This window comes from Mucilaginibacter sp. UR6-1 (genome assembly GCF_020880975.1).
In the GTDB taxonomy this organism is placed as follows: domain Bacteria; phylum Bacteroidota; class Bacteroidia; order Sphingobacteriales; family Sphingobacteriaceae; genus Mucilaginibacter.
The window spans coordinates 749,746-772,430 of record NZ_JAJIWP010000001.1; the positions used below are offsets into that span (position 1 = coordinate 749,746).

A 22,685-nucleotide genomic window follows, 5' to 3' on the forward strand; every position below is an offset into this window, starting at 1 on the left:
TAATGAGCAGCCTGATACCGATACCTACCTTGCATTTATTTCCGGTGTTGGACAGGCTGCTTATTGAAATGCTGCGTTCGCTCTCACCGTCCGACTGGCAAAAGCCTACAGTTGCAAAATTATGGACGGTTAAGGATGTAGCAGCCCATTTGCTTGATGGCAATATGCGGGCAATATCTGCCATGCACAATCACAGCGGAAAACCGCCTCAAAATATTAATTCATATCCTGATCTGGTAAGTTATCTTAACCGGCTTAATGCCGTTTGGGTTGAGGCTATGGATAGGGTAAGCCCTGAACAGATAACAGATATGCTGGAGGCTACCGGACCTGAATATTATCAATACCTTTCATCACTTGATCCGTTTGCGCCGGCTTTATACCCTGTAGCCTGGGCAGGTGAGGAGCAATCTCTCAACTGGTTTCATATAGCAAGGGAATATACCGAAAAATGGCACCATCAGCAGCAAATACGCCATGCTATTGGCAGTAATATTTTGTTGACGCGTGAGTTGTTTTATCCTTGTATTACCACTTTTATACAGGCCTTGCCTTACAACTATCGCTATGTTGATGCACCGTATGGAACTGTAATCAATATTAATATAACCGGCGATGTTTGGTACTTACACAAGCATGAATCAGGTTGGCGGTTAATTGAGAACTTTGATAATGGAGCTACCACTACCATAACCATTAAGCCTGAAGCAGCGTGGCAAATGTTTACTAAAGCACTATCTCCGCAACAGGTGCAACAGCATTCACTAATTGAAGGTAACATACTCCTTGCTCAGCAATTTTTTAGCAGCATAGCTGTCATGGCTTGAACCCCTCTTGCTACAAAGTGTATTTAATAGAGTTCACTTTACTATGATTGTTGGCAAAACAACAAAATGTTTAAACGTTGAATTATAAAAGTGTTAACGAAAAGGTTTAAAGCTTATTGTTCAATGAATTAATTTTAATATTTCATCAATATTTCATCAAATTCTTAAAACTTAAAGTTGTGCTTAAGTTGCAGTTAGGCCGCATGGCACCAATGTTGCCCCTATTGGACAATTCCTTAATGAGGATATTGATTAATTAAAATAACATGAAAACAACTTTAAAAAAAGCTTCGCTGCTGTTGACAGGCGTAATGGTAGGAGGCAAACTTTTTGCACAAACTCCTGATACTACAGTTTCAACAACAAATTATGTAGAGCCGTTCTCAGGCGGCAGTAACCTACGCACATGGTCAGTAGGTGTGCACGGTGGTTTACTTTCACCATCATCAATACTGGTGAACATGAGCCGCCAGGATTTTAAAAGCCCGCACGAAAATATTGGCTACGGCGCTTACATCAAAAAGCAAATTCTTCCATCATTCGGCTTACAGCTTGATTTCTTACGTGGTAAGCTTGAAGGCGGTTTAGGTCAAACCAACAATGCTACAGGCAACACACCGCAAAGCTTTAGTACTGATCTGAACTGGTCGGCAGCTTTAAGTGGTCAGTTTACTTTAGCTAACATTAACTGGAGGCACAAAAAAGGCGCTATACAGCCTTACCTTACCGCGGGTGGTGGTGTGATAGCTTATCGCCCAAGCATTGTAAATGCCGATGGTTCAACCAGCAGCTTTAGTGATGGCGGTGGTAACATACACAAAGTGTACATTCCGGTAGGTGCCGGTGTTAAGGTTAACCTGGGTTCAGGTGTAAACCTTGATTTGGGTTACCAAATAGGTTTTGTTAACGGCGATAATCTTGATGGTTATAACTACTCACAAAACAATGACAAATTCTCTTACGCTCACGTAGGTTTAGAGTTTGCATTAGGCAGCAGCAAAAAACCGCAAATGGCAACTTACAACCCGGTAAACTCAATGCGTACCGAGTATTTACGCAAAACCCAGGATTTGCAAGGCCAGCTTAACATGCAGAAAGAAGAAAATGCTAAACTGCGTACAGATCTGAATACAACCAACGAAAATCTGGCGAAACTGAGCGCTGATACTGATGGCGACGGTGTGCCTGATATGTATGACAAATGTCCTGGTACACCAGCAGGTACACAAGTTGATGGTTCAGGTTGCCCTATCGGCAAACGTGAAGTTAAAGTTTACGTAACTGAAGAAGACAAAAAAGTAGTTAAAGACGCGATTGATAACCTGGAGTTTGATTTTGGTAAAGCTACCATCCGCGCTAAATCATATCCAAGTCTTGACAAAGTAGCACAATTGCTTGTTGATAAAAACTTCAGCCTGAAATTAGCCGGTCATACTGATAATGTAGGTTCAGACGCAGCTAATCTTAAACTTTCAAAAGCACGTGCTGAATCAATCAAATCATACCTGGTAAGCAAAGGTGCAAACGCATCACGTGTTGAAGCTACCGGTTACGGTGAAAGCCAGCCAATCGCCAGCAATAAAACTGCCGAAGGCCGTCAGCAAAACCGTCGTGTAGAATTTACCTTATATTAATAGCTACACATTATAAATAAACAATTAACGGCGCATGGTTTGTAAACCATGCGCCGTTTTTAGTATAATAACAATTTAGTGTACGCTGTAAAAATCAGCTATGCCGCCAAAATAAGTATCGCTCCAGCCTTCAACAATATCATCATAAGCCTCATCAGGTATATTGGTGTGTTTTAGCTCAGCCGAGGTGCCGTGTTTATCGGCATGAAGCTTAATGGTTACTATTGATGGCTCATCCTGCTCACCAAAATACCATTGCTGTACCACCTTTTTGCCATCCTCAAATTCAATATTCCTGCCTGATATACTGCCATCCCACATAGTAAATTCGGAGCCGGGCTCTGTCGACATTTCTGCCGGTTCGCCTGTCCAGAGCTCAATGGTAAGCGGATTAGTTATGGCCGCGTAAACCTCTTCGGGTGTGGCGGGTATGGTATAGTATTTCTTAAAATCTTTCACAGGTGCAAGTTAGCTAAATCCGGCTATTTTGCTACCGGGCCAAGCGGTAATACCACACGGCCATATACTTCATTCAACACCTGCGCTATTCCGGTATATATGGCTGATGCACCGCATATAATGCCTTCATAACCTGCCAGGTGCTTAATATTTTCATTTCCGGTAGCATCACCCCAAACCAATAAACCGAATAGTATAACTAACGAGCCGAATACAAATTGAAGCGCCTTACTTAATTTCAGGGTGCCAAAAAATAATAGCAGCGTGAACAATCCCCACATGGCCAAAAAGGCTACCAAAGCGTTATTGGCTGTTTTTTCGGCAAGGCCGAGTTTGGGTAAAAAATTCATACCCACAAAGGTTAACCAAAACATGCCATAGGAGGTAAAGGCGGTAAGGCCAAACGTGTTGTTCTTTTTAGCTTCAATAATGCCGGCAATAACTTGTGCCGTGCCGCCGTAAAAAATCCCCATGGAGAGGATCATGGCATTGATCTCAAAAAAACCGGCATTGTGAATGTTTAATAAAATGGTTGTCATGCCGAAGGCACATAAACCAAGCGGGGCAGGGTTAGCCGTGCTATCAACCACTGATACAGGTGTAGTTGTACTCATAATTGTAAAGGAATTAAAAGGTATATTATTGGATACCTGCAATGTATGTTTAAAAACACATTAAGCAAAATTTTTTAAACCCGGCGATGTTTTTAGCGTTGTAACATTAATTATGCAGAAACTGGTTTTGCTTCGCCATGGCGAAAGTGTTTTTAATCAAGAGAACAGGTTTACAGGGTGGACAGATGTTGACCTGTCCGAAGAAGGGTACGCGCAGGCCCGCCGTGCCGGACAATTGTTAGCCAAACATGGTTATAATTTTGATGCCGGATATACATCAGTATTAAAACGGTCTATCAAAACACTCCATATTGTTTTGGAGGAGCTGGATCATTTATGGATACCGGTTACCAAATCGTGGCGGTTAAACGAGCGCTTTTATGGTGCCTTGCAAGGGCTGAACAAAGAAGAAACCATTGCCAAATATGGTGAAGAGCAGGTGCATAAATGGCGCCGCGACCCTAATGAACATCCGCCTGCAATAACAAAAGATGATGAGCGTTATCCCGGTCACGATATCAGGTATAAAAACCTGACAGGCCGTGAATTGCCTTTAACCGAAAACCTGAGCGAAACCATGGAAAGGGTATTGCCATTTTGGGGGGAGGTGATCGTTCACGCCATGCGCGAAAGTAAGCAGGTGATCATCTGTGCGCACGGTAACAGTTTGCGGGCGCTAATTAAATATATCGACCTGATGAGTGATGAAGAGGTAACCGATCTGGAAATACCAACAGCAACGCCATGGGTTTATGAGCTGGATGAAGAGCTTAATCGCATCAGGCATTATTACCTGGAATAAGTTTTTCACTACGCATTAACCATTCGTAAAAACCCCAGGTTGCCAATGCAGCTAATGGGTACGTTATAATATTTTTCCAGTCATCAGTATGAATAGAAAAATTCCAGTCATCTTTACCAAAGTATTTACCACTAATTGCGGCTATAAATAAAACTACACAAACGCTAAAAAATTTATTTATTAGCGTTTGTGTATTACGAGTAAACAAATAATATATCAAAATAAGCCCTAATACTAACCAATTTCTGAGCATTAAGTAATATATGACATATGCACCAATGTATTCAGGGTTTTGTAAAGAATATGATGGATTGATAATGATATCGAATATATAATTTATCAAACTTAAAAACACAAAAGCCATCAAACCGGAGGAAATAGCCTTTAAGTGCCGCCTGCTTTGCCAACTCATAAAATAAGGTTATAAAAATTAAAGATACATATAAGCAGCAAGCACGGCAGTAAAAAAATACTGCCGTGCTTGCTGCTTATTCATCTTCAGCGCTGTTCTTCATCTTCATGAGCAGGGAGTAAGCATTTTTGGTAACTAAACGGGTGGTGCTGTCAATACCTGTTCCGTTAATCTCCTCGCGGCCTGCATTAACTTCGCCGGGCATAACCTCACTCATGCGGTATGTATTATTGCCGATTTGCTTAAAAACATAATGCTTGTTTTGCCAGCGTACCACGGCGTCCTCATTTACGGTAAGCGCTTTTTTATTTTTAACGGCTACTTCGGCATTCATGAACATGCCGGGCAGCAATCTCGCGTCAAATTTTTCAAAATGGCAGTGTACGGTAGCCATACGGTCCTGATCCAGGTTTTTGCTGATGAGTAATATTTCGGCTTCATACTTTTTTTCAGGATGATCATTAGTGTAAGCTATCACCCGCTGGCCGATGCGCAACTGGTTTACATCCTTTTCAAAAACATTTAGCGCAAGGTGAATATCCTTTGGGTTCACCAGTTCAAAAAGCACGTCGGTAGGTGAGGTGTACTTGCCAATATTTACGTTTACTTTAGCCACGAAACCATCAATAGGCGATAATATATTTACACTTTTTGAGATATTGCCCGGCGTTAAACGCAAGGGGTTGATGCCGATAAGGTTGAGCTTTTGTGCAAGTGCCTGCATATTAATACGCTGGCCTTCCATTTCGGTTTTACTTTGCTGTAATACCTTATCACTGCTGGCTTTGCTGGCGTTAAGCTCAAGTTGGCGCTTATATTCGGCACTTGAAAACAGGAATTTCTCTTTAGCCGAAAGATAATCCTGCTGTAGCTGGATGAATTGCATATCCTCAAGTACGCCAAGCACCTGCCCGCGTTTTACATGAACACCGGGCAGCAGTTCAGTGCTTTTTAAGTATCCGCCCAAAGGGAAACTTACACTTATAGTGCTTTGCGGCGGTACATCAATGCTGCCTTGCAAGGTAAGTTCGCCGCTTATGTTTTCTGGTTGTGGCGTGCCGGTTTCAATACCTGCGTTCTTAATTTGCTCGGGTGTTAGTTTTACTATGGTGGTATCAGCAACAGGTTCTTCCTGTTGTTTTTCGGTATTCTTATCATTGCCGCAGGCGCTGATAAGCAAAGCGGCAAAACTTAATATCGGGATGTATCTTTTCATAATGTGTGATGCTATAGGTTATTTACTTTTTGCGCCTGTATAACCGCCTGGTTATAATTGTTAAGCGCATCAAGGTATTCGCTTTTTATGTTGATCGCCTGGTCTATCAGTATTACCCATTGCAGGTAATTAATTTCACCGCCCACAAATTGCTTATCGGCAGTGGTAATAATAGTATCGGCATTTTTAAGTCCGGTAGCTTCAAAGTAATTTAAACCGGCAGCATATTTGGCTACTTGCTTAGCCACGTTTTCTTGCTCGGTTTTAAGTTGTAGTTGAGCCAGTTGGGTGTGTTTTTGCAATATTTGCCACTCAACCTTTGCTGCAGATGCTTTTGCCGACTGCGCGCCGAAGAACAACGGTACACTGATGCCCGCGCTTACATAATTAAAGCGTCTGCCGGTGCCAAAGTAAGTTTCCCGGCCTTGCACTATCTGGCTGCCTGTAATACTTTGGTTATTATATCCCACAAAAAACTCAGGTAATAAACGGGCTTTCTCCATTTTCCAGCGCCATTTTGCTGCTTCGCTCTGATGATCCAGGAGTTGTAGCTGAGGCAGATCATCCACATTACTATTATTATTTGCCAGGGGCAGCCTCAAGGTATCCGCTGATGGTACATAACGAACGCTATCACCCAGCCATGTGTTTAACTGGTTAAGCACAATATCCATATCAACATTCAGCATGCGTAACTGGTTGGCTATCTGCTGCCGATGGGTTTCGGCAGTTGTTTTTTCGAGAATATCAGCTTCGCCTACCTTAAAACGCAGGTTTGTCTTTTTCTCAAAAAGGGCATATAGGCTATCGGCATATTGTAATAACTTTTGCTTTTGGCGGAGCAATACCCATTCATAATATAAACGCCTTACACTGCTTTTTACATCCTGCTTGGTTATGGCGGTTTGCGCCTGCGCGCTTAAATAATTTTCATTCAAAGCCCGCCGCTGGTTACTGTACACCGTAGGGAAACTCATGGACTGGCTTACCGTAAATTTAGTATCATTTAAAATGCTGTTTATTTGACCATATTCACCGCCAAGTTGTGTTTTGGGCAGATCAAAGGATGTTTTCTTCCTGATCTGCTCCGCCTTTTCGTTAAGCATAGCGCTCTGAGCCTGCAAATTCTTTTGCAGCGCCGTGTTCACTGCCTCGCTAAGGCTTACAGGTGCCGGGGATTGTTGTGCATCAGCCTGTGTAACCGTTATCAAAAACAGAATGATGGTTGCAACAACACTTTTATTTATAGCACGCTTTTTTTCAAACAGCAAATACAAGGCTGGCAACACAAATAAGGTAAGCATGGTAGCGGTGATCAGGCCGCCTATAACAACAGTAGCCAAAGGGCGCTGAACCTCGGCGCCTGCACCGTTGCTTAATGCCATGGGCAAGAAGCCTAACGAGGCCACGGCGGCGGTCATTAACACGGGGCGCAGCCTGTTGCGTGTACCTGTTTTAACCAGTTCGAGCATATCGGTAATGCGGCCTTCTTTTTTAATGCGGTTAAACTCAGAGATGAGCACAATGCCGTTCAGCACCGCCACGCCGAACAAGGCTATAAAACCCACACCGGCAGATATACTGAATGGCATTCCCCTTAATGCCAGCGCAAACACGCCACCAATAGCCGAAAGTGGAATGGCCGTATATATAAGCGCGCCTTCTTTTACCGATGAAAATGCAAAATACAGCATAATAAATATCAGCAGCAGTGCAACAGGTACGGCTATGCTGAGCCGTTTTTTAGCCTGGGTAAGGTTTTCAAAAGCGCCACCATAAACAATGGTATACCCCGGCTCAAGCTTAACTTTGGCATTTACCTTTTGCTGTAGTTCTTCAACTATGGATTGTACATCACGCCCTCTAACGTTAAAGCCTACACTTATGCGGCGACGTGTATTTTCACGCTGTATTTGGTTGGGGCCTTCAACCTCATCAACATTGGCTAATTGGTAAAGCGGGATCTGGCTGCCGTTAGGTGTAGTTATCGTTAGGTTGCGTACGTCTTCAATGCTTTTACGTTTTTCGCTGCCTACACGTACCACCAGGTCGAAACGCTTTTCGCCCTCATAAATTTGCCCTGCGGAGGCACCTGCAAAGGCTGAGTTTACCGTACGGTTTATTTCGCTGATGTTTAGACCGTACTTGGCAATCTCAGCGCGATTATATTTAATTACAACCTGCGGCATTCCGGTCACTTTCTCCACATACCAGTCGGCGGTACCATCTACGGTTTTGCTGATGCTGCCAATCTGCTCGGCATAACGGGAAAGGGTATTCAGGTCTTCACCAAAGATCTTGCAAACCACATCCTGCTTGGCACCGGTCATTAACTCATTAAAACGCATTTGCACCGGGAACTGAAAGCTCTGTGTTACGCCGGGTATAGCATTTTGTACCACTGCCGACATTTTTGAGGCCAGCTCCTGAAAGCTTGACGCGCTTGTCCATTCGCCTTTTGGTTTTAATACAATGATCATGTCGCCGCCTTCAATAGGCATCGGGTCGGTAGGTATTTCGGCAGCACCAATACGAGAAACGATCTTTTCTATTTCCGGAAAATTATCCTTTAATAAGGTTGAGATCTGGTTAAAGCTTTTTATGGTCGTGCTTAGGTTAGTACCCACCAGTAACCGTGTTTCTACCGCGAAATCACCTTCTTCCAATTGTGGGATGAATTCGCCACCCATCCTCGAAAATATGAATACGGCTATGGCGAACAGTGCGAAAGCTATTGCTACGATAGTTTTACGTATCGTAAGCGCTTGGTTAAGCAAACGTTGATAAACGTTTTCAATACGTGTCATCACCCTGTCGGCCAGGTTGGGTTGATGGCTGATCTTTTTGCTGATGAATACTGAGCTGATCATCGGCACATAGGTAAGCGAGAGTATGAACGCGCCCAATATGGCAAAAGCCACGGTTTGCGCCATGGGCTTAAACATTTTGCCTTCGATACCAGTGAGTGATAATATAGGCAGGTAAACGATCAGGATAATGATCTGCCCGAAAACAGCGGCATTCATCATCCGCGATGCCGAACCGGTAACCTCCTCATTCAGTTCCTGCTGGGTTAGCTGGTTGGTATTCTGATATTTTTTAGAGAAATGCAGGTGATGCAGTATAGCCTCTACTATAATTACGGCACCATCTACTATCAACCCAAAATCAAGTGCGCCAAGGCTCATCAGGTTGCCGCTTACGCCAAAGGTGTTCATCATAATAATGGCAAACAACATGGATAACGGTATTACCGAAGCCACAATCAAACCGGCCCGCAGGTTACCTAAAAATATAACCAGCACAAATATTACTATCAAAGCACCTTCCATCAGGTTATGCTCCACGGTGCCAATGGCGTTGTTCACCATTTTTGTGCGGTCTAAAAAAGGCTCTATTTCAACTCCTTCGGGCAGTGTTTTCTTTATTTCTTCGATGCGTTGCTTTACGTTCTTGACAACATCAGATGAGTTTTCGCCTTTCAGCATCATCACGATAGCCCCGGTAACTTCACCAATCGGATGATAGGTTAACGCGCCATACCGTGTTGCCGAGCCCAGCTTAACCTCCGCAATATTTTTTATCAGCAGGGGAGTACCGGCTGCTGTTGTTTTTACCACGATGTTCTCGATATCAGCAATACTGCCCGCCAAACCCTCGCTGCGGATGTATAATACGGTAGGCCCTTTTTCGATATACGCGCCGCCGGTGTTCTGGTTATTGTTTTGCAGGGCATTAAACACATCTGAGATACTTAAACCCATTGATTTTAACTGCATAGGATTAACCGCTACCTCGTATTGTTTAAGCTCGCCGCCAAAGGTGGATACATCGGCTACGCCTTTTGTGCCTAATAACTGGCGGCGTACTATCCAGTCCTGAATAGTACGGAGATCGGCCAGGGAGTATTTGTCTTCATAACCTGCTTTGGGGCGTAATACGTACTGGTATATTTCGCCAAGCCCGGTTGATACAGGTGCCAGTTCGGGTTTGTTGGCGTTCTCGTTGATTTCTATCTGTTGCAGCCGTTCAGTAACCTGCTGGCGCGCCCAGTAAATGTCTACACCATCCTCAAATACTACGGATATAAGCGACAAGCCGAACCTTGAAAGGCTGCGGCTTTCTTTTAAACGCGGAATATTGCTGAGCGCCTGCTCAATTGGAAAAGTAATAAGGCGCTCTACATCCTGCGCGCCCAATGATGGCGCCGTGGTGATGATCTGTACCTGATCATTAGTAATATCGGGTACGGCATCAATAGGCAAGCGGCTAACTTCAAACACACCATAGATAACCCATAGCGCTATGAATATGCCAATTGCCAGTTTGTTTTTAACTGAAAATTGAATGATTTTATTAAGCATGATTTGCCTGTTAAATGATACAGAACAGTATTAAACAATAGCGTGTAAGCGTATACATTAAGTGTACGCTGCTAATTATTTGATACCGGTTTAAAAAATAAATAAAGGCAAATCAGGCACAGGGCGGACGGAACAGTGCAGATAAGGCAGGATCAGGAATAAAGCCCTGCCTGTATAAAGAGTATGGTTTATTTAATGTTTCAATATAATTTTTAATGGTGATGCTGCGCACAACAGGCAGAAAGAAAACATGAGTAACATGCACATCCAGCTTTTTAAAGGGGAGCTGCATATCGCGATCATTGTCATTGTCGTTCAAATCATCGCCCCAATAGTGCATGGATAGGAATTCCATCAAACTAACACTTTTATCACGTTGCTTATGCTCTGCAAAATGCTCAAATAAAATGGGCAGCTTAAAAAGCTGGTGCAGCTCGGTAGTATCGGCGGCAATAAGCAATAGCAATATGTAAACGTAGAGTTTGTTCACCATTACAAATGTAATGGTTAAAGGCGCTTATGCCAAACCTTAAATAAGGCCTGTTTGTAACAAAAGAAAAATTATTCTATAAATTCTATGTAGTTAGTAGAATATATTCTATATTTGCATTGTTGTTCTTTTAAATACTTATCCAGAAAGACGGAGGGAAAGGCCCTATGACGTCTTAGCAACCTGTACTTATATGGTATAAGGTGCTAATTCCTGCCCGGTAACATGCCGGGATAGATAAGATGGTGTTATGTTTCATACGCACTTTCCCGGATAAGTTAACTGTTTAAAAAAATTAATTTATAAAGGATTTATATATGAGCATTTACTTTGATAACGCCGCAACAACCCGTATTGACGGAGAAGTATTTAACCACATCACTCCGTACCTTATTGATAATTTTGGCAATCCTTCATCAGCCCATCAGCATGGGCGCGCAGCAAAGCAAGCTATTGAGCAATCGCGCGAAACCATAGCCGGTTTAATTAATGCCAGCCCAACCGAGATCATTTTCACCAGCGGCGGCACAGAGGCCGATAATACAGCCATATTATCAGGAGTACGTTTGCAAAACATCAAACATGTAATAACTACTCCGTTTGAGCATCATGCGGTATTAAATACGCTTAAAGCATTACAATCGGCAGGAGAAATAGAATTAAGCTACATTAATATTGATGACTCCGGCAATCTTGACCACGACCATCTGGAGTATTTGCTGCAAAGTAAAGGCCGCGCTTTGGTATCGGTTATGCATGCCAATAATGAGATAGGCAACATCAATAATATTGAGCTTATATCTGAGCAATGTTGTAGGCACAATGCTATATTTCATACTGATACCGTGCAAACCATGGGGCATTACAGGCACGATCTTAAAGCGCTTGGTGCACATTTTATAGCGGCATCGGCACATAAGTTTCATGGCCCTAAAGGCATAGGTTTTTTATACTGCCGCGATGGTGTGAGCCTGGAGAAACTGATACACGGTGGCTCGCAGGAGCGGCGCTTACGTGCCGGTACCGAAAACATACCAGGTATAGTAGGTTTGGCAAAAGCGCTTGAGGTAGCCTACAGCCATATTGATGCGCATGCCGACTATGTACAATCACTTAAAAGCAGCATGATACATAAGCTGACCGAGCTGGTACCGGGTGTACAATTTAACGGTAACTCAGCCAGCGCTGATAAAAGCCTGTATACTGTATTGAGTGCCGCCTTCCCTTTAAATTTTGCTAATGGTAACCTAATCGGGTATCTGGATGATAACAACATCTCTGTTTCGGGTGGCAGTGCCTGTTCAGCGGGTTCGGCGTCGCATGTGCTGCAGGCTATCGCGGCCGATCCGTCAAAACAAACCATCAGGTTCTCGTTCAGTAAATACAATACCATAGCAGAGGTTGAGCATACCGTTAACCTGCTGGCCGCGGTGCGCAATACGCTTGCGGCATAATAATAAAATAGTCGCGTGACCGAGAGGAGAGGTGGGGGTCTGCAAAACCTTATACGGCAGTTCGAATCTGCCCGCGACGTCAGTACGCATCAACATGTGGTTGTATAGTGCATTTAACAAATAATCTGCCTGCAATAGGCGGATTATTTTGTTTTAAACCCTTTGTGTTTAAATACAATTAAACAATTGTTAAAAAATTGAAATAGCGAAACAAACAGGTACGCATTCCGTTTACAGCTATAAAATTATAATTTACAACAAAATGCATTGCCAAAAGAGGAAAAGGAAATTTGTGAAGTATCCGTATGGCTCCCGTAACATTACATTCACATTAGGCGTCGGCATCATCACGATAGCCGCGATAGTATTATCATTTATAACAGTCGGCAAGTAAAACCGGCTGTTAGTTTAATGCTTATTGCCTTAATAAGCATATTCTTTTTTCAGGCTGCATCATCTATTTGGCGCTATCACTCCTCGCAATTATCTGTCAATTGTAACAAACATGTTAATATCGGACTATAAGCGGTTAATAACCTGCGAATTAACCGGTAATGGTTTCATTAAGTTTGTTAAGTGATCATATCACATAAAAATGAATTTATTATAGCCGTTTCGGTTTGTAATATGATTAGTTAAAAGTTGGATGGAGCACCGCCGCGATGGAGGTGCTTTCTTCATTTTAATATTATGATATATATAATAATACATTGCTGATATTTTTAATTCATCAGCTATATCTACCATCTAAGAAATACCTTATAATCTTTTATATTATCCTGTATAATCAATTTATTGTACTGCACAACCTATTGTTGTATAGAATTTGATTTTACGATCATCTTATGTAGCAATATATTATCTACTCCTTATTGAATATTATCAATATGCTGTTAATAATTGATTTTTAGTGTTAAATAACTGTAAATTGAGGTAACTATTAACTCTCTAACTAATTAACGATGAAAGTACTACAGTTCACCATCCCCATGCCATACGATAAAAGTGTGGTAGTTGAAAAAGTGTGCCAACCGCATCATTACCCCTTTTTGCATCGACACAAAGAAGTACAGTTAACCTGGATACAAAAGGGGGAGGGAACACTTATTACCGGTAATAACATGCACGATTATTCGCCCGGAGATGTATTCTTTATCGGGGCAAACCTGCCGCATGTATTTAAAAGCAACCCGGAGTATTTTAGTACAGACAAGGGAAAGCAGATCGAGGCATTGACGATCTTTTTTAACCCTGAAGGTACACTGGCACCGCTTTTCGCTTTACCCGAAATGAAGATCAATTCCATGTTCTTACAGCAGAATCAGCAGGGCTTTAAGTTTCCGCATTACATGGTAAATGATATAATGCAGATCATGGCTGATCTGCAAAAAACTTCGGGCCAGGATCAGTTAGTAGAATTTTTTAACCTGATGAAGAGCATGAGCGGTATCAAAACCAAGCTTGAGCCTTTATCAACCTATGGTACCCTGCCCGGTATTACTGATAGCGAGGGCTTGCGCATAGGTAAAATATATAACTACATTATACAGCACTATGCCGAGCCGCTTACACTGGAAGATGTAGCCAAGGTGGCCTACATGACGCCCGAATCATTTTGCCGCTACTTTAAAAAGCATACCGGGCATACATTTGTATCATTTTTAAATGAGATACGCATAAATGAGGCCTGTAAAAAGCTTATATCTCAACGGTTTGAAAATATAAACATCATTGCCTATAAATGCGGTTTTAAAAGCATAACCAACTTTAACAGGGTGTTTAAGTTCATAATAGGTAATTCGCCGCGCGGCTATCTGGATGCCTATAACAATAACCTGATAAACTTAAACCGTGCCGCAAGCTGATATATGAAGATACCTATACGTAAACGTACATTAATAAGGCACTACATCAGGCAAACAAAAAAAGCAAAATATAACTCATTAGCTGCTGTTTGTGCATTGCTGGCATTGGCCGGCAATGCACTTGGGCAAGTTCAGCCGGCATCTGTTTTGTACGAGCAATCAAGCGAGCTGGCAGGGCCCATTATACAATATGAGCAGGATATTGATGCCATACGCGATTTTTACGCACCTTATGAAGTTAATGAACGCAGTGAGTACCAATACAAAATACGTGTACTTAACTCTCCTGAACAACGGTACCGTTTAAAACAAATTGATAGTACCTATATGGCCGATCTGAAAAAGATCGACTTTAATAAAATAAGTGTTTACGGCCAAGCCGATTACCTGATGCTTAAAAAGGAGATCCGCAAGCATTTGGCCGGTTTAAAAGAAGAAGAAGTAAAATATAACAGTATTAAAGAATACATCAGTTTTGCTGATGATATTTACTCGCTCGAAAAAAAACGCAGGCGGGGGGATTGGGTCGACGGAGAGAAGATAGCCGCTTTACTTGATGACCTGTCGAAAAAAATCGCAACTGATTCGGCAAAACTTAGCAAGGTGCCGGTGTTGGATATGCCATTGGCCAATACCCTTCGAGATGCAGCATCGGCACTAAAAGCCCGGTTAAAAAGTTTTTTTGATTTTTATGATACTTATGATCCGGCTTTTACATGGTGGGTACCTGTACCTTACAAACGTGTAAACGGCAAACTTAGTAGCTTTGCCGACCTTGCCGGCTCAAAAGGTAAATTAAATACCACACAAAAAGATGATGGCAGTGGCATTAAAGGTAAACCTATCGGCCGTGACGCGTTAATAGCGCAACTGCATGATGAATTTATACCCTATACTCCCGAAGAACTTATTGAACTTGCCAACAAAGAATTTGCCTGGTGCGATAAAGAAATGCTGAAAGCCTCGCGCGAGATGGGTTTTGGAGATGACTGGAAAAAGGCGCTCGAAAAGGTAAAGAACAGCTATGTGCCAATGGGGCACCAGCCCGAGCTGATTGTAAAATTATATAACGATGCTATCGGTTTTATAAAAGCCCGCGACCTGATCACGATACCGCCATTAGCCGAAGAAACCTGGGGCATGGTGATGATGTCGCCCAGGCGGCAATTGGTAAACCCATTTTTTACAGGAGGTAAGGAGATCAGTATATCATACCCAACCAATAGTATGGCTTATGATGACCGACTGATGAGTATGCGGGGCAATAACCCATATTTTTCACGCGGTACCGTGCAGCACGAACTAATACCCGGCCATAACCTCCAGTATTTTATGAATAGCCGCTACAAGCCTTACCGGCACGAATTTTCAACACCTTTCTCGGTTGAAGGGTGGGCGCTGTATTGGGAGATGCTTTTGTGGGATCAGGGTTTTGCCCAAAAGCCCGAAGAACGCGTAGGAATGCTTTTTTGGCGCATGCACCGCTGCGCGCGTATTATCTTTTCAATGAGTTACCACTTAAACAAATGGACACCACAGCAATGTATCGATTTTTTGGTTGACCGGGTAGGGCATGAACGAGCCAATGCGGCAGGAGAAGTGAGGCGATCATTTGAAGGGGGCTATAGTCCGCTTTACCAGGTAGCATACCTGTTGGGTGGTTTACAATACATGGCCCTGAAAAAGGAGCTGGTTGATAGCGGCAAAATGAGCTATAAGCAATTTCATGATGCTGCCATCAAAGAGAACCTGATACCTGTTGAAATGCTGCGCGCTATTTTAACCAAGCAACCGCTAAGCGCTGATTTTGAAACCAGGTGGCGCTTTTACAATCTTAAATAACAACATCAGTTATATAACAGAACGCCCCGCCAAACGAGGCGTTTTTTATTGCAGCAGATTGTTGAAACAAAAAAACGACCTGTGCAACAAAGCACAAGCCGTTTACTATTAAACTGTTATAAATTAACCTTTTTTAGTAACATCGGTAAATTTTACCTGGATGATGTAGGTGCCCTCAAGCTTCAACTGCCATGACCAACGCGGGTTAACCGAAAAGGTGCCAAGCGTTGCGGGAAAACCATCAATATTCACAAACTGGCTTGGTATACGGTAATACATTAAAAAACCCCAGTCAGTAGTTGGTGTAATATATTTGGTTAGCGGAAACGGCGCGATCTCAAAATCACATATCATAGCCGTATCTGTTAACGTTACCGGATTGAATTTAGCGTAGTTTTCAAAAACCGGCCTGTCACCACGTTTTATAATTTCGCCGGCTTTAGGATTAAAGGGTTTTCCGTTTTTATCAACCATTTTAAGTATGGCCCTGGCACCTTCGTTTGAAATTTTGGTACAAGTGATCTGCGGATTTTTCATAGGTGTTACAGCCCCTGTTACATCATGAAAAGCATTAGCTACGTTATCGGTAATGGTAAAAAGGTCATCAGTGGCCGGATCAACAACATTGATGGTAGCTAATGATGGATACATTTTTGTACCCGTCGGATTGGTCATCTGCACATCAAAAATATATCTGCCCAAGGGTAAATTTGCTGATGCCCTGTTGAAAGTAAGCTGCCCGCTCGTTTCGTTAAATTCCATGGGTAAGCGTTTAACTGTTTCTCGTTTTAGGTTAAGCAGTTCAATGGTGGTATCCGTTTCAGCATTGAATGACATTCCCGGCTTAAATAGCGTTATTTCATACTCGGTGTTAAATTCTTGAGGTAACGGACCACCATCCACATTACGAAGATTCAACATTTTGTATTTGTAGGGCGGGGTAGATCCGTCGGCATTTATCCTGTCTGACTGGAATAGTATTAATCCTCGCTTGGCATAAATATTATTGTCTTTATAACGAATGTAATCACTTTGAAAGCCATTGTCGATCTTTTTACAAGCCACGGCGCTTGCTATGATAAACAAACCCAATATAACTTTTTTCATATCTTTTAAATTATTGATCTGTTTATAATTAATTTCCTAACGGTTGCGCGTTGAAGAACAAGCGATGCCTACCGTCAATTACGTGCACTATACCGGTTTTGGTAATAATGCCAGAAGTTTGGCATTCAATTGATCTGTCTTTTTGACTTTCCGGTATTTTGTCAGGGTCGGGTTCTCTGTCGTCACGCGTGCCTACTACTTTAACATAGCTTACGTAATCAACATAATCAACAAACTGACTATAGTCAAACGTGCGTCTGAATTTTATCAGATAACTTACTCCGGCGGGTGGTGTAGTTAGCAGGGTAGGATAGAACTTACCGGAAACTGTAATTACATCACGATTAATCTTGCCCGGAAACATGTAGGTTTTCATCGAGTCAGCAAGCTCATTTGCGGGAATATCTTTTATTCCAAAATCAATATTTTCATTATCTACCTCTACTGATTTTTGATATTTTTTAGCCGCTACGTAAGGTACAGCGCTGTAATTTGTGGTTGCAAAAAATGTAACGTTACCATTAACAGCATCTTTAAGTCCCGCATGGTCTATTATTTTAACCAACGAGTCAAACTGCGGTTTCGACTTCAGGAAGTCGTAAGTGGTCATGTCCACATAAGGGTTGCTTGTGCCACCGTCATTTTTATAGTCATCTTTTTTACATGCGCTTAGCAAAATCGCGGTAGCGCATACAATTGATCCTATATATTTTTTCATAATTAAATTCATTTGAGTTTAATATTATACTTTGCCTAACCAGTAAGTAGTTTGTTTAAGCTTCGGATTTTGCCTGAACAACGCCGGGTCAACCGGGAAATAGAAACCCTCGAGTTGAAACCGTTGGTCTGTAAGCCAATCAACCACGTTGCCATATTTGCGCGTGCGCAGTAAATCATAAAACAAATGGCCTTCCAGAAATAATTCCCTGCCGCGTTCTACAATATACTCGTCCATCACTTCGTCTTTTGTAAGATTGTTTTCAAGTAGTGTTGGATTGGCGTTGTGGCGTCTTCTTGAGTCGTTAATAATATTAATAGCAGTGCCTACATTATTTTTATAAAGCGCTATTTCAGCTCTTAGCAGGTTAATGTCACTCAACCTAAAAACCACCATATTGTTGCTCAGGTAAGGATCAAGCTGCTGCCCCTGGTTGCGGTAAACAACGTTGGCATATTTAATACACATCGGCCTTTCAGACGTAGTAAGTGCGAAGTTCTTTTTAAAACGTACATCACTGGTATCATTACCCTGGTAATGGTTACGAATATAAGTTGGTGTAACAAACATGCGCGGGTTGTTTGTACCGTTGTTTATGTATGAGCCGTTTAAGAAGAACATACCGATTGAGCTGTTTGAGCCTTCGAGAGTATTTTCGCTTACATTTATTTCAAAAATACCTTCTGACGAGCGACCTACAAATATGCTTTTGTAGTTAGCTGTATCAACCAGCCTGTAACCACCTTTACTAACTATCGCATTTATGGTGGTATCAGCACTATTTACATCCGCCATATTAGGAGTAGCGCTGCTAACATCAAGCATTGTGGCTCTCCAAAGGTATAGGTGTGTAAGTAAAGCGTATACCGATCCGCGGTTAGCTGTAACCTTTGCATCGCCAACATTTGCATAAGTCCAGCTCAGCAACGGTGCAGCCTTATGGCAATCATCCTCAATCAGCTTCATCACCTCAGCTTTAGGGCTTCGGGCAAGTTGCGGCGCGTTTATCGGGTCATCATAAGCCTCGGTTACCACCGGAACATCGCCCCATACCCTAACCATCATAAAATAACTCAAAGCACGTAAAAAGTAGGCCTGGCCTAATATCTTGTTTCTGAATTCTTCCGGATCATCAGCATCCTTTAATTGTGCATCAGTCATCTTGCTTACATTCTTCAATATGATGTTTGACATCGCTACTGATTTAAAGTAGAGCGTATAGTTAGCTAATGAATTTAAGTTGTATTGAAAAGTGAAATCGCCACCTTGTATGCCCTCAATGCCATCACCACCATATTGAATGGTGAAATAATTTTTAGCAACGGCATCACCATACATATAGTACCGGTTGTATTTATTGCTCATGGCGTTACGCAGCAGCGCATAATTACCCGCTATGGCGTTGTTAGCATCTTGGGCGGTTTTCCAATAAACATCAAAGTAGGTTGAGTTTTTTGGTGTTTGTTCAAGCAGTTTTTTACATGAGCTGAATGTTGATAAAGCCGCCACGCAACCTATCACACTTACTACTTTATATATTTTTCTTATCATGATTTATGCGTTATTAAAATTGAATGTCAAGGCCTAAAGTATACTTTTTAGGTATTGGATAACCTGCACCGTTATATTCTCCATACGGGTTAACTGCCTCTGCATCAGGCAGGCGTTTTGATTGCTGGAACATCTTAACGTTGTCCATAATACCATAAACTCTTAATCTACCTAATCCCAATCTCTTTAAAACTTCCGGACGGAAATCATAACTCAGTCTTACACTTTTGATACGGAAATAACCACCTTTTTCCAAGAAGAAGGTTTGAGCGCCGGTATAGTAGTACCTGAAAGTACCTATATCGTATTTAGCGTACTGCGCGTTATCTCCCGGCATTCTCCAAATGTTAAGCTTGCTGAAATCAGGCGTTGAGTAGTAAGCAAATCTGCCTATCGGGTCATTATCGGTTGAGTTAGAGAAACGGTCAGACTCAAAAAGGTTCAGCACATCCCTTTTAAAAGTGAATGTCGAGAAAATGTTTAATGAGAAGCTCTTGTAATTGAAATCATTGCTCCATCCACCTACATATCGCGGATTAGGGTCGCCTATAGGTTTTTTATCGGGATTGATTCCGTCGTTAAAAACATCAACATAATAATCTCCGTCAAGGTCAGCCAGATAAAAATCGCCCGCGTTGTAAGTACCATTGCTATTGCGGTAACGCTCACCAGTATATGGGTTAACCGGAATGCTCTCAACTGTTGGAAACACGCCCAGCGTCTGATACAGATAAAATGCATTAATAGGAGAACCCACTGACAATATATGCGATTTATCAAACCTGTCGCCGCTCATCACCAGGTCACGGTTGCCGTTTGGCAGGTTCATAATCTTGTTTTTATTGTAAGTAACGTTTAAGCGTGTATACCATCTAAAGTTACCTTCTAAAGGGTTGGCTGATATAGTCAAATCAACACCCGAGTTACGAACGCCAATGGCATTGGTAAGTGCCAGGTCATAACCGGTTGTAACAGGTAAGTCAACGCTAAATAATTGCAGAGACGACTCTTTATTGTAAACGTCTAACGATACCGCGTATTTACCATTCTTTATTTCAATGTCGGTACCAATATTCCATTGTTTTGAACGCTCCCAGCTTAAGCTGTTTTGTGCAGCTCCGTCGTAAAAGTTTGGTGTAATAGCGGTAACACCATTGTATGATGCTGCACCACCGTTACCTTCAAAGCCACCATTGTTAACGTTATACAGGTTATATTGCAGGTAGTTATTGGTTGGCAAACTACCTGAAGTACCTATACTACCACGTAATTTTAACAAAGTGAAAGGATTGTTTTCATTATCCTTCATAAACGACTCTTCAGAAATCAACCAACCGATTGACGCGGCAGGGAAGAATCCCCATTTGTGGTTCTTACCAAAGCGGGATGAACCGTCTGTACGGGCACTAACTGATAACAGGTAACGGCTATCATAATCATAGCTGGCGCGACCGTAGTATGAAAGTAGTCCGTAAGCCTGATAATCAGATCCGGCACCAATTTTTGATTGTTGAAAACCTCTTACAGTTTGTATATTATCTGAAGGTCCGTTAAAACCAGAAGCGGTAGTGGTTTGAAAAGTATTATATAATATATCCTGACCGGCCACACCACTTACGTTATGCTTACCAAATGAGTTGTTATAAGTAAAAAAGTTTGATGTATTTATTTGCATACCTGCATCAGCATAGCTATATGAGTAGTTACCCTGGCCGTTTTGCAACAAACTACTTCGGCTCAAATCGCGCCGGGCGTTTGTTTGCAGGAACGATGATTGCGAGGTTAGCGTTAAGTGTTTGTTTATTTCAAGCGCGAGGTTTAAATTGAAAGTCAACTGGTTACTTATATTCTTATCAAGGTTTGACTGATAAGCGCCTAAGTAGTAGTCCTTTTTATCAGGAGATAGATTAAATAATGATGAAGGCATGTTGCCGGCACCCAGACTGATCGGGCTTGAGTTATCACCATTACCACGTGCCCTGTCAGAGCGTGAATAAGCAATAAGCGGATTAATGGTAAGTTTATTGTTTAGCGCGTGTGCGGTAAGATTTAACCTGCCAGTATAACGTTTAAAGCCTGTAGCTTTAATGATACCTTCCTCGTTATAATAGCCGCCGCTAAAGCGGTATACCATGTTACCTGCGCCGCCACCGCTTAAACCAAGGTCGACGTTTGAAATTTTACCGGTTTGGTAAAATAGATCCTGCCAGTTGGTATTGCCATTAAAAGCTTCGTTCAAGCTATCAGTAAGCATAAAAGGAAGTTGTTGCTTCTGATCGTAATTTAACTGACTGTTCAATATCTGCATTTTTTGGCGGCGTTCTTCGGCGCCAAGGGTAACATCACGCAACTGGGGGCGTTGCGTTAAACCATAGTAACTGTTAAGAGTCACCTTCGGATCGCCTGACAAACCTTTTTTTGTCGTGATCAGAATAACGCCGTTTGCCGCACGCGATCCGTAAATTGCAGCCGCCGATGCATCTTTAAGCACGTCGATACTTTCAATATCATTAGGGTTAATACCTGCTAAATAGTTAGCGCCTGTACCTGTGCCTGGGCCAACATAATCTTCAGTAGGTTGAGGCACGTTGTCAACAACATAAAGCGGGCTGTTTACCACGTTATACTCGTTATAACCACGGCTCACCAGCGAGTTACCACGTACCGACACGGTTGGCGTGGCGCCCGGCGCACCCGAAAAGTTTTGCACGTTAACGCCTGATAAGCGGCCTTGCAATAACTGGTCAAAACTTGCGGCAGGTAAGTTTGCTATTTCTTTTGCTGATAAGCTGGAAACCGCTGCTGTCGATTTTTTACGGGTGATTTTTTGATAACCGATCAAAACAACCTCGCTTAGCTGCTGTGGGTTGTCCTTTAATGAAATGGTTAAGTTTTGTTTGCCTGCTGCTTCAATTTCGGCGGTTAAAAAACCAACAAAAGTAACCACAAGTACAGGTTTTGCCGTGGTTGTTTTTAAAGTAAACTCGCCTTGCGCATTGGTTGAGGTAGTGGCGGTTCCACCTTTTTCTCTTACGGTTGCGCCAGGTACGCCAAGGTTGTCTTTGTCAACAACGGTACCTTTCAATACCGTTTGTGCAAAGGTGCTTTTGGGTATGAGCCAGCACAAAAAACCGCACACAACCAAGAAGCTCTTGATAAACGTAAATCTTTTTGTCATAAATTAATTGTTGCGTTGTGAAAGTTTTGAATAATGATCAAATCTATCTTTGAACGCAGCCAATTTTTTTTAATATATTATCTCAAAATAGCTCTATCTTAACCATTTTGTTACAATACAGCTATTGTATTTAACAAAATGATAATATTTAA

At 42.2% G+C, this 22,685-nt stretch carries 16 protein-coding genes, 1 tRNA gene and 1 riboswitch; of the genes, 7 read left to right on the forward strand and 10 right to left on the reverse strand.

Going from position 1 to position 22,685, the window contains the following annotated elements; all coding sequences use genetic code 11:
- Positions 1-2: 2 nt before the first annotated feature.
- Together LJ707_RS03275 and LJ707_RS03280 are read left to right on the forward strand one after the other, a co-directional pair.
- Positions 3-827 carry a maleylpyruvate isomerase family mycothiol-dependent enzyme gene (locus tag LJ707_RS03275; protein ID WP_228949304.1) on the forward strand — a complete coding sequence of 275 codons (825 nt, stop codon included), beginning with the start codon at positions 3-5 and terminating at the stop codon, positions 825-827.
- Positions 828-1,093: 266 nt separating this feature from the next.
- The gene (locus LJ707_RS03280; protein ID WP_228949305.1) at positions 1,094-2,461 is read left to right on the forward strand and encodes an OmpA family protein; all 1,368 of its coding nucleotides are present in this window, start codon (positions 1,094-1,096) and stop codon (positions 2,459-2,461) included.
- Positions 2,462-2,536: 75 nt separating this feature from the next.
- Here LJ707_RS03280 and LJ707_RS03285 read toward each other — a convergent pair whose 3' ends face one another.
- Positions 2,537-2,920: an SRPBCC domain-containing protein gene (locus LJ707_RS03285; protein WP_228949306.1), complete on the reverse strand. Its 384-nt coding sequence runs from the start codon at positions 2,918-2,920 to the stop codon at positions 2,537-2,539.
- 23 nt (positions 2,921-2,943) lie between these two features.
- The gene (locus tag LJ707_RS03290; protein ID WP_228949307.1) at positions 2,944-3,534 is read right to left on the reverse strand and encodes an acetate uptake transporter; all 591 of its coding nucleotides are present in this window, start codon (positions 3,532-3,534) and stop codon (positions 2,944-2,946) included.
- A gap of 112 nt (positions 3,535-3,646) precedes the next feature.
- Here LJ707_RS03290 and gpmA point away from each other — a divergent pair, with 112 nt between their 5' ends.
- Positions 3,647-4,336 (forward strand): 2,3-diphosphoglycerate-dependent phosphoglycerate mutase, encoded by a 690-nt coding sequence (gpmA, locus tag LJ707_RS03295; RefSeq protein ID WP_228949308.1) that lies wholly within the window; start codon positions 3,647-3,649, stop codon positions 4,334-4,336.
- Here the strand turns inward: gpmA and LJ707_RS03300 are convergent.
- From LJ707_RS03300 to LJ707_RS03315, 4 genes are all read right to left on the reverse strand, one after another.
- Positions 4,314-4,748: a hypothetical protein gene (locus LJ707_RS03300; RefSeq protein WP_228949309.1), complete on the reverse strand. Its 435-nt coding sequence runs from the start codon at positions 4,746-4,748 to the stop codon at positions 4,314-4,316. The two genes, gpmA and LJ707_RS03300, sit on opposite strands and share 23 nt — an antisense overlap.
- A 76-nt stretch (positions 4,749-4,824) precedes the next feature.
- A complete protein-coding gene (locus LJ707_RS03305; protein WP_228949310.1) occupies positions 4,825-5,964 on the reverse strand; it encodes an efflux RND transporter periplasmic adaptor subunit in 1,140 nt (379 codons plus the stop codon).
- An 11-nt stretch (positions 5,965-5,975) separates the two neighbouring features.
- The gene (locus LJ707_RS03310) at positions 5,976-10,328 is read right to left on the reverse strand and encodes a CusA/CzcA family heavy metal efflux RND transporter (RefSeq protein ID WP_228949311.1); all 4,353 of its coding nucleotides are present in this window, start codon (positions 10,326-10,328) and stop codon (positions 5,976-5,978) included.
- A gap of 112 nt (positions 10,329-10,440) precedes the next feature.
- A complete protein-coding gene (locus tag LJ707_RS03315) occupies positions 10,441-10,821 on the reverse strand; it encodes a hypothetical protein (RefSeq protein ID WP_228949312.1) in 381 nt (126 codons plus the stop codon).
- A gap of 132 nt (positions 10,822-10,953) precedes the next feature.
- Positions 10,954-11,062: riboswitch (SAM riboswitch) on the forward strand.
- Between the two features lie 73 nt (positions 11,063-11,135).
- Between LJ707_RS03315 and LJ707_RS03320 the strand changes: the two genes are divergently transcribed.
- From LJ707_RS03320 to LJ707_RS03335, 4 genes are all read left to right on the forward strand, one after another.
- The gene (locus LJ707_RS03320; protein ID WP_228949313.1) at positions 11,136-12,272 is read left to right on the forward strand and encodes a cysteine desulfurase family protein; all 1,137 of its coding nucleotides are present in this window, start codon (positions 11,136-11,138) and stop codon (positions 12,270-12,272) included.
- 9 nt (positions 12,273-12,281) lie between these two features.
- Positions 12,282-12,352: transfer RNA gene (locus LJ707_RS03325), tRNA-Cys, on the forward strand.
- An 882-nt stretch (positions 12,353-13,234) separates the two neighbouring features.
- A complete protein-coding gene (locus LJ707_RS03330) occupies positions 13,235-14,137 on the forward strand; it encodes an AraC family transcriptional regulator (protein WP_228949314.1) in 903 nt (300 codons plus the stop codon).
- A gap of 3 nt (positions 14,138-14,140) precedes the next feature.
- Positions 14,141-15,979 carry a DUF885 family protein gene (locus LJ707_RS03335; protein WP_228949315.1) on the forward strand — a complete coding sequence of 613 codons (1,839 nt, stop codon included), beginning with the start codon at positions 14,141-14,143 and terminating at the stop codon, positions 15,977-15,979.
- Between the two features lie 123 nt (positions 15,980-16,102).
- On the opposite strand, the gene LJ707_RS03340 is transcribed toward LJ707_RS03335, so the two are convergent.
- The 4 genes from LJ707_RS03340 to LJ707_RS03355 are packed head-to-tail and all read right to left on the reverse strand — an operon-like array spanning position 16,103 to position 22,533.
- Entirely contained in the window at positions 16,103-17,086 is a 984-nt protein-coding gene (locus tag LJ707_RS03340) for a DUF5007 domain-containing protein (RefSeq protein WP_228949316.1), read from the reverse strand.
- 28 nt (positions 17,087-17,114) lie between these two features.
- On the reverse strand, positions 17,115-17,804 hold the full coding sequence (locus LJ707_RS03345; RefSeq protein WP_228949317.1) for a hypothetical protein: 690 nt from the start codon (positions 17,802-17,804) through the stop codon (positions 17,115-17,117).
- A gap of 24 nt (positions 17,805-17,828) precedes the next feature.
- Positions 17,829-19,355, reverse strand: a complete 1,527-nt coding sequence (locus LJ707_RS03350; protein WP_228949318.1) for a RagB/SusD family nutrient uptake outer membrane protein — start codon at positions 19,353-19,355, stop codon at positions 17,829-17,831.
- A gap of 13 nt (positions 19,356-19,368) precedes the next feature.
- Positions 19,369-22,533, reverse strand: coding sequence for a SusC/RagA family TonB-linked outer membrane protein (locus LJ707_RS03355; RefSeq protein WP_228949319.1), 3,165 nt, complete (start codon positions 22,531-22,533; stop codon positions 19,369-19,371).
- Positions 22,534-22,685 lie beyond the last annotated feature (152 nt).